The sequence below is a fragment of the Phreatobacter aquaticus genome (assembly GCF_005160265.1).
Taxonomy (GTDB): domain Bacteria; phylum Pseudomonadota; class Alphaproteobacteria; order Rhizobiales; family Phreatobacteraceae; genus Phreatobacter; species Phreatobacter aquaticus.
In genome coordinates this window covers 38,919-53,251 of the sequence record NZ_CP039865.1, presented here as the reverse complement: position 1 = coordinate 53,251, position 14,333 = coordinate 38,919, and the positions used below count along the sequence as shown (strand labels likewise).

The window sequence follows — 14,333 nt, the reverse complement described above, 5'->3', positions numbered from 1 at the left end:
CCTCAGGCCGCAACCGTTCCCGCGAACCGTTCGTTGAACGCATAGCCGGAGCCACGCACGGTGCGGATCGGATCAGGCTCGCGCCCACGGCGGATCGCCTTGCGCAACCGGCCGATGTGAACGTCCACCGTCCGCTCGTCGATATAGACGTCGCGGCCCCAGACGCCGTCGAGCAGCTGCTCGCGGGTATAGACGCGGCCGGGCGACTGCATCAGGAACTCGAGCAGGCGGAACTCGGTCGGCCCGAGATTGATCTCGCGCCCGGCGCGATGCACCCGGCGCGTCTCGCGGTCGAGTTCGATATCGCCGGATTTCAACAGGCTGGACAGATGTTCCGGCTTGGCGCGGCGGAGCAGCGCCCTGACGCGGGCCAGCAGCTCCGGCACGGAGAACGGCTTGACGATGTAGTCGTCGGCGCCGGTGGCAAGCCCGCGCACGCGCTCGCCCTCCTCGCCGCGCGCAGTCAGCATGATCACTGGAAGACGCTCGGTCTCGGCCCGCAGACGCAGGCGGCGGCAGAGTTCGATGCCTGACAGGCCCGGCAGCATCCAGTCGAGCAGCATGAGATCGGGCACCGCCTCGCGCAGCCGCACCTCAGCCTCGTCACCGCGCCCGACCACCTCCACCCGGTAGCCTTCGGCTTCCAGATTGTAGCGCAGGAGGACGGTGATGGCCTCTTCGTCTTCCACCACCATGATGCGTGCCGTCATGACATCTCTTCCCTTGTCGCTCCGGCCGGCGCGTCAGTTGCCCGCGCCGAAGATCGTCGTGTCGAGCTTGGGGCGCTCCTCGGCGAGCGCGGTGCCGGTGACGATGTAGTGGATCGTCTCGGCGATATTGGTGGCGTGGTCGCCGATCCGCTCCAGGTTCTTGGCGCAGAACAGGAGGTGCGTGCAGGAGCCGATATTGCGCGGATCCTCAAGCATGTAGGTCAGCAGTTCGCGGAACAGCGAATTGTACAGCGCGTCGATGTCGCCATCGGCCTTCCAGACCTCAAGGGCGGCGGCCACATCGCGATGGGCATAGGCATCGAGCACGCGCTTCACGCGCTCCAGTGCCAGGCGGGCCATGGCGTCGAACCCGCCGGTCACCTTGGGCAGCGACACCTGGCCATTGATGGCGATGGCGCGTTTGGCGACGCTCTTGGCGAGATCGCCGACCCGCTCGAGATCGGCGGCAATGCGCAGGGCACCGACGACCTCGCGCAGATCCACCGCCATTGGCTGGCGGCGCGCGATGATCAGGATGCCGGTCTCTTCGATCTCGCGCTGCATGGCATCGATGGCGGGATCGGCGCGGCGAACTTCCTCGGCGAGCGGCACATCGGCCCGGATCAGGCTGTCGATCGCGCCGACGATCTGCTTCTCGACGAGGCCGCCCATTTCGGCGACGCGCTGCGACAAGCCCCTCAATTCGTTCTCAAAGGCGCTGACGATATGCTCGTTCATCGAGATCTCCTGACGGGCGGGGAAAGCCTGCCCCAATAAACCCGCGCCGCGACGTTTCTATGCCGGCGAGGTGACATATCAATGACGATGATTTGGCCTGTTTTTCAAGGTCTTGCAGGAAGTGCGACAGCTAGGCGGCTGATTCGGTTGACGCAACCGCTTCCAGCCTGACCGTGAAGGTCGCACCTTCTCCCGGCGGGCTCTCGATGGTCAGCCGGCCGCGATGGCGGTTGACGATATGCTTGACCAGCGCGAGCCCGAGGCCGGTGCCGCCCTTTTCCCGGCTCGACACGACATCCACCCGGTAGAACCGCTCCGTCAGGCGCGGAAGGTGCTCCGGCGGGATCCCCGGCCCGTGGTCGCGCACCGCTACCACGGCTTCCTCGCGGTCCGGGTTGGATCGATCGCGCGTGACCGCGATCTCGACCTTCTTGCCCTCGGCGCCATATTTGATGGCGTTCTGGGTCAGGTTCTCGAACAGCCGGATCAGTTCGTCGCGGTCCCCCGCGACCATCAGCGACGGCTCCTGGCAATCGAGGCTGACCGACACGCCTTGCGAGGCCGCGGACGGGCCCAGCGTCTCGCGGACATGGCCGATCAGCGGTACGAGGTCGATCCGGTCGGTCGGCCGGACGTGCTCGTTGAGCTCGACGCGCGACAGCGAGAGGAGATCGTCGATCAGCCGTGACATGCGCCGCGCCTGGGCCAGCATGATCTCGAGAAAGCGTGCGATCGCCGGCGGATCGTTCTTGGCCGGCCCCTGGATGGTCTCGATGAAGCCGAGCACGGAGGCCAGCGGCGTGCGCAGTTCGTGGCTGGCATTGGCGACGAAATCGGCGCGCAGTCGTTCCAGCCGGCGCGATTCCGACAGGTCGCGCAGCGACACCAGAACGAAATCCGGGATCGCCTCGTCACGGCCGCGCGCGGTGATGGCAACCGGAGTGACCTCCGCGCGGAACCAGCGCATCACCGGCACACGCTCGGCATAGTCGACTTCCTGGATCGTGTTGGTGGCGAGCGCCGCGCGCACCGCTTCCACGACCTCCGGGGCACGCAGTCCAAGGGTGAGAGGCTCGCCGCGCCTCAAGCCCGGGATCAGCTCGTGCGCGCGGGCATTGTGGCTGCGCACGATCAGCCGGGCATCGAGCAGGATGGCCGGGGCGGGCAGGGCGGTGATCAGGCCCTCGATGGTGAGATCGGTCAGGGGCGTGCCGCGACGGGCCACTCCCTCCGCGGCGCCCATCGGATGCTTTCCGCCGGGCCCGAGCAGCGTAATGGCCGCGACCACCAGTGACCCGCAGGCGGCGATGGCGCTCGGCCAGTCGAGCCCGCGCCAGAGAACCAGCGCGGTAGCGACAGCAAGACCGGCCAAGGCCAGTGCCAGACTGCCCCATGCTGTCCTTTGCCGCTTGCCATCCATCTCATCCGCCATCGGAACCCAGCCTGTGCGACGCGCGATCAGTCGCGGCGGAAGATGATTGAGGCGGACCAGCCGGTGAACAGGGCGATGATCGCTGCCGCCAGTCCGTAGTAGAAACCGTAGTTCTGCGCGGCATTGGCAACGAACGCTTCGAAGCCGGTCTTGGTCACCTCGAAATTGGTGCTTTCACGCGCGAGGATGGCGCCGCCAGACAACAGGAAGATGTCAACGTCGAATGTGCCGACGGGCGTGTTGGGGACGACGCGGATATTGGCGCGGAACAGGGTCGGCGACAGGAAGGTGATGCCGGTCGGGTTTTCGCGATAGAGGCCGCGCGCCATGTTGATGCGCACGAAGGCCTCGCGGAACGGTTGGCCGGCCTCCGCCTCTTCGCCGAGACGTGCGGTCTGGAGCAGGATCAGCCCGTCCAGGCCGATCTGGTGGCGCTTGCGGAGATCGAGGTCGGCAATGTCGCCGGTCGGGCGGTTGGTCACGACCGAATAGGCGGTCGGCACGTCGACGAATTCGCGCGAGCGGGTGTTCATCCAGATGCCGAGGACGCGGCTTTTCTGGCGGGTGACGATGGTGCCGCGCGGCCCCCTGACGACCACGGCGATATCATAGGTGCCGGTGCGCGAAATGGTCTGTGCATCGCGCTCGATGGCGCCGAACAGCACGATTTCCGAGCCGACAAAATTGGACGCGATCTGCAGCCTGTGCGTGGAGAGCGACGTGATCATGGTCTCGGCCCGCGCTTGCCCGCCGATCGTCAGGAGGCCGACAAGAAGGAGCGCGAGGCGGGTCATCGGGCCGCGAACTCGATGATGGTGTTGGAGAAGGGATCGTCGGGCCGCAGCACCAGGTCCACCAGGAAGCGGATGCCGACCGCCAGAACCACCAGGCCGAGGAGGAAGCGCAGTTCCTCGCCTTTCATGGTGAGCGAGGTGCGTGCGCCGAATTGCGCGCCGATGACGCCGCCGATCATCAGGAGCAGGGCCAGCACGACATCGACGGAAGCGTTGGTGATCGAGTGGAACACCAGCGTCAGCAGCATGGTGATCAGCGTCTGCAGGCTGGACGTGCCGATCACCACCGAGGTCGAGACACGCAGGAGATAGATCAGGGCCGGCACCAGCAGGAAGCCGCCGCCGATACCCATCATCGATCCCAGAAAGCCGATGCCAAGCCCGATCGCCACGACCGGAATGGCCGAGACCGTGATGCGCGAGCGGGGGAAGTGCATCATGAACGGCAGCTTGGAGGCGATCCGACGGTCGCGCGCGACCACCGGCTTCGGCGGATCACCGGAGCGCGCGCGGGCGAGCGCCCGGCCGCTCTCGATCACCATCAACAGGCCGATGCCCGACAGCAGCGTGACATAGGAGAGGCCGATGAACAGGTCGAGCTGGCCCATGCGGCGCAACACCGAGAAGGCCGCGACGCCGGCTGCCGTGCCGACGACACTGCCTGCCAGCAGTACCGAGACCAGCTTGGCGTCCACCGCGTTCTTGCGCCAGTAGCTGAGCGTGCCGGAGAGCGACGAGGCCGCGATCTGGCCCGAGACGGTCGCCACCGCGATGGCAGGCGAAATTCCGATGAAGATCAGCAGCGGTGTCAGAAGGAATCCGCCGCCGACGCCGAACATGCCGGAAATGAACCCGACAGCCAGTCCCATGCCCAGAACGAGGAGCATGTTGACGGGCAATTCGGCAATGGGGAGGTAAAGCTGCACGGCAGTTCCCGGTCCGGGTCGTGCACCCATCGAAGGCCGGAAAAGCTGCGTCGCGTCAAGGGTGGTCGCCCAAGAATCGAGCAGCGCGCAGCTGCATCTCAGTAGGAGCGTGGCATTCCCAGCACATGCTCGGCCACATAGGCCAGGATCATGTTGGTCGAGATCGGAGCCACCTGGTAGAGCCGGGTCTCGCGGAACTTGCGCTCGACGTCGTAATCGGCGGCAAAGCCGAAGCCACCATGGGTCTGCAGGCAGGCATTGGCCGCCTCGAAGGAGGCATCGGCTGCGAGCAGCTTCGACATGTTGGCCTCCGCGCCGAACTCCTCGCCGGCATCGCACAGCGCCGCCGCCTTGAACCGCATCAGGTCGGCCGCCGAGACATTCACGTGGGCCCGCGCGATCGGGAACTGCACGCCCTGGTTCTTGGCGATGGGACGATCGAACACGATGCGCTCGCTGCCATACTTCTTGGCGCGTTCGACGAACCAATAGCCGTCGCCGATGCACTCGGCGGCGATCAGCACGCGCTCGGCATTGAGGCCGGCCAGGATCGTCTTGAAGCCACGGCCTTCCTCGCCGATCAGGTTCTCGGCGGGAATCTCGAGGTCGTCGAAGAACACCTCGTTGGTCTCGTGATTGACCATGTTGCGGATGGGACGGATCGTCATGCCGCTGGACAGCGCCTGCTTCACGTCGACGATGAACACCGACAGACCGTCGGACTTGCGCTGCACCTGGTCGATCGGCGTGGTGCGGGCGAGCAGGATCATCAGCTCGGAATGCTGGATGCGGCTGATCCACACCTTCTGCCCGTTCACCACATAGCGGTCATTGCCCTTCTTGACCGCGGTGGTCTTGAGCTTGGTCGTGTCGGTGCCGGTGGTCGGCTCGGTCACGGCCATCGACTGCAGCCGCCATTCGCCCGACGCGATCTTGGGCAGGTACTTCTTCTTCTGCTCGGGAGAGCCGCCACGCAGGATCGTGTTCATGTTGTACATCTGCCCGTGGACGCAGCCGGCATTGCCGCCCGAGCGGTTGATCTCCTCCATGATGATGGAGGCCTCCGTCAGCCCGAGGCCCGAGCCGCCATATTCGGCGGGCACCAGGGCCGCCAGCCAGCCGCCCTTGGTCAGCGCGTCGGCGAATTCTTCAGGATAGCCGCGCTCGTCGTCGACCCGGCGCCAATAGGCGTCGTCATAGGTCGAGCACAGATCGCGCATGGCATCGCGCAGGTCGGAATGGTCGTCGCCGGTCGGAAGAGTGATGGGCATGTGCAGGTTTCTCCGTGGCGGACCATATCGCGCCGAAACGTTCGAACAAATGCGGCTAATGGGAGGGGGCCGTGCGTGGGCGCAAGCGCGCCGGCTGACGCAACGCCACGGCCCGAACCTTGCTTTGTGACGTCCAGCACTTAACGCTTTGACGCTCCCCCCGTGAACCATTACCCCTAGGGCCCATGGCCATCCTCGCCCAGCTCCATCACGTCACCCGATATCTCTACGACCGGCCGGTCAACCTTGGCCCCCAGGTCATCCGCCTGCGGCCGGCGCCGCATAGCCGCACCACGATTCCCAGCTATTCGCTGAAGGTGGTGCCGGAAAACCATTTCGTGAACTGGCAGCAGGACCCGCACGGCAATTGGCTGGCGCGTTTCGTCTTCCCCGAGAAAACCACCGAGTTCTCGGTGACCGTTGACCTGACCGCCGACATGGCGATCGTCAATCCGTTCGACTTCTTCATCGAGGCCTATGCCGACAAGTTCCCGTTCCAGTATTCCCCGGAACTGGCGGTTGAGCTGGCGCCCTATCTGATCAAGGACCCGACCGGCCCGGCCTTCGACCGCTACCTCGCTTCCATTCCGCGCGAGCCGATGCAGACCATCGATTTCCTGGTCTTCATCAACCAGAAGATCCAGAACGACATCCGCTATGTCATCCGCATGGAGACCGGCGTTCAGGATCCGGCCGAGACGCTGGAGCTGATGTCCGGCTCATGCCGGGATTCCGCCTGGCTGCTGGTCCAGATCGCCCGCCATCTCGGCCTGGCCGCCCGCTTCGTCTCCGGCTACCTGATTCAGCTGAAGCCCGATCTCAAGGCGCTCGACGGCCCAGAGGGCACCGACAAGGATTTCACCGACCTCCACGCCTGGGCCGAGATCTATGTACCAGGCGCCGGCTGGATCGGTCTCGACGCGACTTCCGGCCTGCTCTGCGGCGAGGGGCATATCCCCCTGGCCGCGACGCCGCATTATCGCTCGGCCGCCCCGATTTCGGGCAATGTCGACCCGGCCGAAGTCTCCTTTGCCTTCGACATGCGGGTCGACCGTGTCAACGAACGCCCGCGCGTCACCGCGCCGTTCTCCGACGATGCCTGGCAGCGGCTCGATGCGCTGGGCGAGAAAGTCGACCAGGACCTGGTGGCGCAGGATGTCCGCCTCACCATGGGTGGCGAGCCGACCTTTGTCTCGATCGACGACTACGAGGGCGCCGAATGGAACACAGCCGCCGTCGGCCCGACCAAGCGGGCTCTTGCCGATGACCTTATCCGCCGGCTGCGCGATACCTTCGCACCGGGCGGGTTCCTGCATTACGGCCAGGGCAAATGGTATCCGGGCGAGAGCCTGCCGCGCTGGACCTTCGCCCTCTACTGGCGGCGCGACGGCAAGCCGATCTGGCAGGATCCGGCCCTGATCGCCACCGAGACGGCGACGTCGGCAGAAACCGGCGCGACCATCGAACAGGCCGGCGCGCTGGCCGGCGGTATCGCGACGCGGCTCGGCCTCAATGCGGACGACGCGGAAGCGGCCTATGAGGATCCGGCCCATTGGGTGCTGAAGGAAGCGGAACTGCCGCTGAACGTCGATGCGCTCGATTCCAAGCTGGAAGATGCCGAGGCCCGCGCCCGTATCGCGCGCGTCTTCGAGCGGGGCCTGAGCGACCCGTCCGGCTTCGTCCTGCCGATCCAGCGCTGGAATGCCGAGCCGTCCAAGAAGAGCTGGATGACCGAGCGGTGGAAGCTCAGGCGTGAGCGGTTGTTCCTGGTGCCGGGTGACAGTCCGGTCGGATACCGCTTGCCGCTGGCGGCTCTCCCCCATATCCCGAAGGCTTCCTACCCCTATGTGGTGCAAGCCGATCCGTGGATCGTGCCCGAGACCCTGCCAGCACCTGAAGAGATCGCTGCGGGCCTCACGCAGCAGCGGGTTGCCTCCGAGCAGGAGCGCGACACCGGACGTGCCGAGCAGGTCGAGCAGGAACTGACCGACGACGCCTCGGTGCGCACGGCCCTGGCCGTCGAGCCGCGGGATGGCCGCCTCTGCGTATTCATGCCCCCGACCGAGACGCTCGAGGACTATCTCGAACTCCTGACGGCGACCGAGGCGACTGCGAAGTCGCTGGGGCTTGCCGTCCATGTCGAGGGCTATCCGCCGCCGACCGATCCCCGGATCAACGTGGTGAAGGTGACGCCCGATCCCGGCGTCATCGAGGTCAATGTCCATCCCGCCGCCAGCTGGCGCGAATGCGTGGCGATCACCCAGTCGCTTTACGAGGATGCCCGGCTGTCACGGCTCGGCACCGAGAAGTTCATGATCGACGGCCGCCACACCGGCACCGGTGGCGGCAACCATGTGGTGGTCGGCGGCGCGCGTCCGGCTGACAGCCCGTTCCTGCGTCGGCCGGACCTCCTGAAGAGCCTGGTGCTCTACTGGCAGCGTCATCCCTCGCTCTCCTATCTGTTCTCCGGCCTGTTCATCGGCCCGACGAGCCAGGCACCGCGGGTGGACGAAGCCCGCCACGACGGCCTCTATGAGCTTGAGATTGCCATGGCCATGGTGCCGAAGCCGGGCGAGGGCGTTGCCCCTCCGCCCTGGCTGGTCGACCGGCTGTTCCGCAACCTTCTGGTCGATTCCACCGGCAACACCCACCGCACCGAACTCTGCATCGACAAGCTGTTCTCGCCCGACAGCCCGTCGGGCCGGCTCGGCCTCGTCGAATTCCGCGGCTTCGAAATGCCGCCGGATGCCCGCATGAGCCTTGCCCAGCAATTGCTGATCCGCGCGATCATCGCCTGGGTCTGGCGCGAGCCGCAGGATGGCGGGCTCGCCCGCTGGGGTACCGCCCTGCACGACCGGTTCATGATGCCGCATTTCGTCTGGGAGGATTTCCTCGGCGTGCTCGGCGATCTCAACCGCGCCGGCTATGCGTTTGATCCCGCCTGGTTCGAGGCGCAGTTCGAATTCCGCTTCCCCATTGCCGGCTCGGTCGACCATGCGGGCGTCCGCATGGAACTCCGCCAGGCGCTGGAGCCCTGGCACGTCATGGGCGAGGAAGGCGCGATTGGCGGCACCGTCCGCTTCGTCGATTCCTCGGTCGAGCGCCTGCAGGTGAAGCTCACCGGCCTGCAGCCAGAGCGCCATGTCGTCACCTGCAACGGTCGCCCCGTGCCGCTGACCGGCACCGGACGCTCCGGCGAATATGTCGGCGGCATCCGGTTCAAGGCCTGGCAGCCTGCCTCGGGCCTGCATCCGACAATTCCGGTCCATGCGCCGCTGACCTTCGACATCGTCGATACCTGGTCCAGGCGCTCCAGCGGCGGCTGCGTCTATCACGTCGCCCATCCGGGCGGCCGGAACTACGACACGTTCCCGGTCAATTCCTACGAGGCGGAGGCGCGCAGGCGGGCCCGCTTCCAGGAACACGGCCACACGCCGGGCTTCGTCGATCCGCCCAAGGCGGAACGCACAGGAGAATTCCCCGCAACGCTCGACTTGCGCCGCCCGCCGGTTCATTGAGGTCGGCATGACGCTCCGGGGACATCGTGCGAAGGAGAGCCGCGCCGAGCGCATTCTGGCGCTGCTCGCGCATTACAAGCCGCTGCCCGGCGTTTATGACGAGATCCTCGACAAGAACGGCGAGCCGCGCGAGCACTGGAAGCCGGTGCTCAATGCGCTGGCCGATCTCGGGCCCCGCGAAGTCGAGCGCCGGTTCGCCGGCGCCGACCGCTATCTCCGCGATTCCGGCGTCTATTACCGCGTCTACAACGATCCCCAGGGTGTGGAACGGCCCTGGCCGCTCGCCCATATGCCGCTGGTCATCGCACCGGAAGAATGGGCCACGCTGACCGCCGGCCTCACCGAGCGCGCTGAATTGCTGGAGCAGGTGATCGCCGATCTGTTCGGCCCGGCCCATCTCGTCTCGGAAGGCCTGCTGCCGGCAGCGGCCATTGCCGGCTCGATGGATTTCCTGCGGCCCATGGTCGGGGCGACGCCGCGCGGCGGCAATCACATGCTGCTCTATGCGGTGGATGTCGGCCGCGGTCCGGACGGCCGCTGGTGGGTCCTGGGTGATCGCGCGCAGGCGCCATCCGGTGCCGGCTATGCGCTGGAAAACAGGCTCGCCATGGCGCGCTCGCTGCCCGAGGTCTACCGCACCTTGCCGGTGGAGCGGCTCGCCGGCTTCTTCCAGGACGTGCGCGCGCAATTCTCGTCGCTGGCCGCCGGCACCGATTCCAGGGTCGCGGTGCTCACCCCCGGCCCGCTCAACGAGACCTATTTCGAGCACGCCTTCCTCGCCCGCTATCTCGGCTTCGTGCTGGCCGAGGGCGCCGATCTGACCGTGCGCGACGACACGCTCTACCTGCGCACGGTCTCAGGCCTGAAGAAGCTGGAAATGGTTTGGCGCCGGCTCGATGCCGATTTCGCCGATCCGCTGGAGCTCAATCCGCGCTCGCGCCTCGGCGTGGCCGGCATGGTCCATGCGCTGCGCTCGGGCCAGGTGACGCTCGCCAATTCGCTGGGTTCCGGCATTGCGGAGGCGCGCTCACTGCTCGCCTTCCTGCCCTCCATCGCGCGGGCAAGGCTCGGCCGCGATCTTGCCATTCCCCATGTCGCGACGTGGTGGTGCGGCCAGCCGCTGGAACGCGGCGCGGTCATTGCCGATCTCGATTCCTTCGTCATCGCGCCGGCCTATGGCCAGAACGTGCCGGGTGTCATCAGCGGCGCGACGCTGGTGTCGGATCTCGCGCCCGAAGCCAAGCTGCGGCTGGCCGAGGAGGTGCGCCTGCGCGGCGCCGATTTTGTCGCCCAGGAGGTGGTCAAGCTCTCCACCATGCCGGTCTGGCGCGACGGCTATCTGGAGCCGCGGCCGTTCATCCTGCGGCTGTTCCTCGCCAAGGTCGGCAACAAGTGGACGCTGATGCCCGGTGGCTTCTGCCGGGTCGGCGACCGGATCGACGCGCGCGCCGTCACCATGCAGCAGGACGGCCGCTCGGCCGATGTCTGCGTCCTGTCGACCGGCCCGGTCGAGGAGACGACGCTGCTGCCCGCTCCCGACAAGATCGAGCTCCGGCGCGCCACCGCCTCGCTGCCGAGCCGGGCGGCCGACAACCTGTTCTGGCTCGCCCGCTACATGGAGCGCGCCGAAGCGACGCTGCGGCTGGTGCGCCAGCTCGGCGACCAGGTCGGCTCCGGCGACCCCATGGCCGGCGAGGCAACCCGCCGGATCATCGACCTGCTGGTCTCATGGGAGGCGCTGCCCAAGGACCGGCTGATGGCCGATCCCGCGGCCATTGCCGAGACGGTCCTGCACGGCAAGAAATTCGGCAGCCTGGCGTCGATCGCCCAGTCGGCGCGCGGCGCGGCTTCCGTCATCCGCGACCGGTTCTCGCCGGATGCCTGGCTGACCATCACCGACCTCGCGGCGCTCGCCGAGACGCGGCCTGAGACCGACAGCGCCACCGGCGCCTTCGACCGCGTCGATCAGGCGCTGCGCCTTGCCGCCGCCTTCTCAGGGCTGGCGCAGGAAAACATGAACCAGCTGATCGGCTGGCACTTCATGAAGATCGGCAAGCGGATCGAGCGGGCGCTCGCCACCTGCCGGTTCACCCGCCAATTCGCCGATGCCAAGGGTGGCGCCGGCCTCGACGTGCTGCTGGGCGTCTGCGACAGCCAGATCACCTATCGCCGGCGCTATGTGATGATCGCCGCCCGCGCGCCGGTGCTCGACATGGTGCTGCTCGACCCGAACAACCCGCGCTCGGTTGCCTTCCAGGCCGACCGCATCCGCAACCACCTGGATCATCTGCCGGACCATCGCTCCGACGGACGGCTGAACACGGTGGAGAAGACAGTGGCGCGCATTCTGGTGGAGCTGCAGACGGCTGACGCCCACACCCTCGATGCCAAGCAGATCGCCAGCCTCGAACAGCGCTTCATGACGCTCTCGGACGATCTGTCTGCCCAGTATTTCACCCACCGTGAGGGCAATCAGACCTTCGGCATCGGCGAGGTGCCGGGATGATCTACGAAGTCCGCCAGGTCGCGACCTATACCTATGCCTCGTCGGTCTCGTTTGCCCAGCATGTGCTGCGTGTGGTGCCCGTCGACCGGCCGGGCCAGCGGGTGATCGCCTGGGACCTGACGATCAAGCCGGCGCCGAGCCGCCGGCGCGACGCCATCGACTTCTTCGGCAACCATCTCGTCTTCGTCGATTTCGTCGAATCGCACCGCGAGATCACCGTCGATATCCGCGCCCGTGTCTCGGTCGACAGCCGCCCGCGTCCGCTGCCCGGCATGGATCCGCCCTGGGAACGGGTGCGCGAGACGGCGTTTGCGTCGGCCGACTTCTCGCCGAATTCGCCGGTCCACGTGATGTTCGCCTCGACCTATGTGCCGCGCGATCCGGCTATCCGCGCCTATGCCAGCGCGAGCTTCCCGCCGGGGCGGCCGATCCTGGAAGCGGCCTTCGATCTGGCCAAGCGCATCCAGGACGACTTCACCTATGACGGGGACGCGACCGACACCTCGACGCCGGCCGCCAAGGTCTTCGCCATGCGCCGCGGCGTCTGCCAGGATTTCAGCCACGTGATGATCTCAGGCCTGCGCGGCCTCGGACTGCCGGCGGCCTATGTCTCGGGCTATCTGCGGACCCTGCCGCCGCCGGGACAGCCGAAGCTCGAGGGGGCCGACGCGACCCATGCCTGGGTCTCGGTCTGGTGCGGGCCGGAGCTCGGCTGGCGTGGCTTCGACCCGACCAACGGGTTGATCGTCGATCAGGACCACATCGTGCTCGCCATTGGCCGCGACTTTGTCGATGTCGCGCCGAATGGCGGCGTGCTGGTGACATCCGGTGATCACGACATCGCGGTTGCCGTCGACGTGAAACCGGTCGCGGCCTGATCAGCCGATCGTGTGCTCCGGGCGACTGCCGCGGAGCGACCGCCACTCCCAGGCTGCGACGACAACCAGCGCCAGCGACGTAGCGATGGACAGCGCCAGCGGCGTGAACAGGTGGGTCAGCCCTTCCGCAATCCCGATCGCCGCCAGCACCCCAAAGCCCACCAGATGCGACAGCGGGAAATTGCCCGCGCTCAGGCGCTTGAACAGGCCATTGCCGATCAGGAACAGGATCGGCGCTCCGACGATGACCAGCAGATATTTGAGCTCAACATGGCCGCCGGGATGGGCGAGCACGAGCTCGTCGCCGACCGCACTGACGATCACGCCCGCGACGATGATGATGTGCAGATAGGTATAGCCGTCGCGCGCTATCCGGCCGGGATCAGCGGAATGGGCGATGTGGTGCGTGCCGCGCTCGGCACCGATGGCAAAATAGATCCACCACATGGCGACCGTGCTGAGCACCGCCGAGGTCAGGGCCGCAACGGTCGCCGCCGTGACGGTCAGCTTCTCGAAGGTCGTGCCGGTGATGATCAGGCTTTCGCCAAGGGCGATCAGCACGAAGAGGCTGCAGCGCTCGGCGATATGGTGACCGTCGACATCCCAGTCCGTCGTCTGCGACGCCCCGGCAACCGGCACCCAGAAGCGGGCGAATGGTGCGATATAGTCGAGGCTGAGCGCCAGGATCCAGAACGCCAGCCGCGTGTTGCCTTCGGTGAGGCCGCCGGCGATCCACAGCAGGCCCGCGGTTGCAAGCCACGTGAGGATGCGGCCGAAATTCCTGCGATGTGTCGGGCTGGCGCTGCCGATCGCATAGATGACGAAAGCGGTTCGTCCGACCTGCATGAAGGCATAGGCCGCGGCAAAGGCCAGGCCTCCCGCACCGAACGCGGTCGGGATCGAGATCGACATGATCAGCCCCGCGAGCATCATGACGAACAGTGCGATGCGCACCGGCAGCCGCTCCGGGTCGAGCCAGTTGGTCGACCAGGTCGTGTACATCCACACCCACCAGACCGCGAGGAACAGCAGCGTGGCATTGACCAGGCCCGGCAGCGTCAGGTTCTGCAGCAGGCTGTGCGAGAGCTGGGTGATGGCGAAGACGAAGACCAGGTCGAAGAACAGTTCGACCGGATAGACGCGACCGCGATCCTTGGAGGCGTTGTCGCGCAGGAAGCCTGGATGGTTGAACAGAGATGCCATGTCAGACCCGGCTCACGACAGCTTCCAGCCGACGAACAGCGCGATGGCCGCCGGCACGCCAAAGACCACCAGCGCGATCGGTGCTTCCGCGGCCACCGAATAGCCGGCGCGGCTGACGCCGATCCACATGTTGACGAGCGCCGCTACCAGCCAGAGCCCGATGAAGACCTTGGCCGTCGCCTGCGTGCCAATCCCGAATGCCCGCGCGCCAACCATCATCAGCGTGAGGGCCACGAGGCCACCGCCAACCACCATGATCGTATGCATGCACACTGCCCCTCGCGCCGCGATCCGGCGAACGGTAACCAACAATTAACCCGCTGGTAAGCCGCAAGGTCAGTTTTCGTTGGGTGTCTT

Annotated in this window: 11 protein-coding genes; 3 read left to right on the top strand and 8 right to left on the bottom strand. The window is 66.6% G+C overall.

The annotated features are described in order from the left end of the window. Positions 1–2 precede the first annotated feature (2 nt). The 6 genes from phoB to E8L99_RS00230 all read right to left on the bottom strand — a co-directional run bounded on the left by phoB (position 3) and on the right by E8L99_RS00230 (position 5,871). Positions 3–710: a phosphate regulon transcriptional regulator PhoB gene (phoB, locus tag E8L99_RS00255; protein WP_137097672.1), complete on the bottom strand. Its 708-nt coding sequence runs from the start codon at positions 708–710 to the stop codon at positions 3–5. 33 nt (positions 711–743) lie between these two features. After that, positions 744–1,448, bottom strand: coding sequence for a phosphate signaling complex protein PhoU (gene phoU, locus E8L99_RS00250; RefSeq protein WP_137097671.1), 705 nt, complete (start codon positions 1,446–1,448; stop codon positions 744–746). 130 nt (positions 1,449–1,578) lie between these two features. Then, complete coding sequence (locus E8L99_RS00245) at positions 1,579–2,880, bottom strand: sensor histidine kinase (protein WP_137097670.1); 1,302 nt, start codon at positions 2,878–2,880, stop codon at positions 1,579–1,581. A gap of 26 nt (positions 2,881–2,906) precedes the next feature. Continuing rightward, positions 2,907–3,674 carry a TIGR02186 family protein gene (locus tag E8L99_RS00240; protein ID WP_137097669.1) on the bottom strand — a complete coding sequence of 256 codons (768 nt, stop codon included), beginning with the start codon at positions 3,672–3,674 and terminating at the stop codon, positions 2,907–2,909. Then, positions 3,671–4,600, bottom strand: coding sequence for a sulfite exporter TauE/SafE family protein (locus E8L99_RS00235; RefSeq protein WP_137097668.1), 930 nt, complete (start codon positions 4,598–4,600; stop codon positions 3,671–3,673). The genes E8L99_RS00240 and E8L99_RS00235 overlap by 4 nt, the downstream gene beginning before the upstream one ends. Positions 4,601–4,698: 98 nt before the next feature. Then, positions 4,699–5,871 carry an acyl-CoA dehydrogenase family protein gene (locus tag E8L99_RS00230; RefSeq protein ID WP_137097667.1) on the bottom strand — a complete coding sequence of 391 codons (1,173 nt, stop codon included), beginning with the start codon at positions 5,869–5,871 and terminating at the stop codon, positions 4,699–4,701. 185 nt (positions 5,872–6,056) lie between these two features. Between E8L99_RS00230 and E8L99_RS00225 the strand changes: the two genes are divergently transcribed. From E8L99_RS00225 to E8L99_RS00215, 3 genes are read left to right on the top strand one after another with little or no spacing between them, the layout of a single operon-like run. Next, on the top strand, positions 6,057–9,389 hold the full coding sequence (locus tag E8L99_RS00225; RefSeq protein WP_137097666.1) for a transglutaminase family protein: 3,333 nt from the start codon (positions 6,057–6,059) through the stop codon (positions 9,387–9,389). 7 nt (positions 9,390–9,396) lie between these two features. After that, positions 9,397–11,895 carry a circularly permuted type 2 ATP-grasp protein gene (locus tag E8L99_RS00220; RefSeq protein WP_137097665.1) on the top strand — a complete coding sequence of 833 codons (2,499 nt, stop codon included), beginning with the start codon at positions 9,397–9,399 and terminating at the stop codon, positions 11,893–11,895. Further along, positions 11,892–12,773 carry a transglutaminase family protein gene (locus tag E8L99_RS00215; protein WP_137097664.1) on the top strand — a complete coding sequence of 294 codons (882 nt, stop codon included), beginning with the start codon at positions 11,892–11,894 and terminating at the stop codon, positions 12,771–12,773. Before E8L99_RS00220 ends, E8L99_RS00215 begins: the two co-directional genes overlap by 4 nt. Here the strand turns inward: E8L99_RS00215 and E8L99_RS00210 are convergent, their stop codons facing one another. Continuing rightward, the gene (locus E8L99_RS00210; RefSeq protein ID WP_137097663.1) at positions 12,774–13,976 is read right to left on the bottom strand and encodes a low temperature requirement protein A; all 1,203 of its coding nucleotides are present in this window, start codon (positions 13,974–13,976) and stop codon (positions 12,774–12,776) included. A 12-nt stretch (positions 13,977–13,988) separates the two neighbouring features. Then, positions 13,989–14,243 carry a hypothetical protein gene (locus E8L99_RS00205; RefSeq protein ID WP_137097662.1) on the bottom strand — a complete coding sequence of 85 codons (255 nt, stop codon included), beginning with the start codon at positions 14,241–14,243 and terminating at the stop codon, positions 13,989–13,991. Between the last annotated feature and the right edge of the window lie 90 nt (positions 14,244–14,333).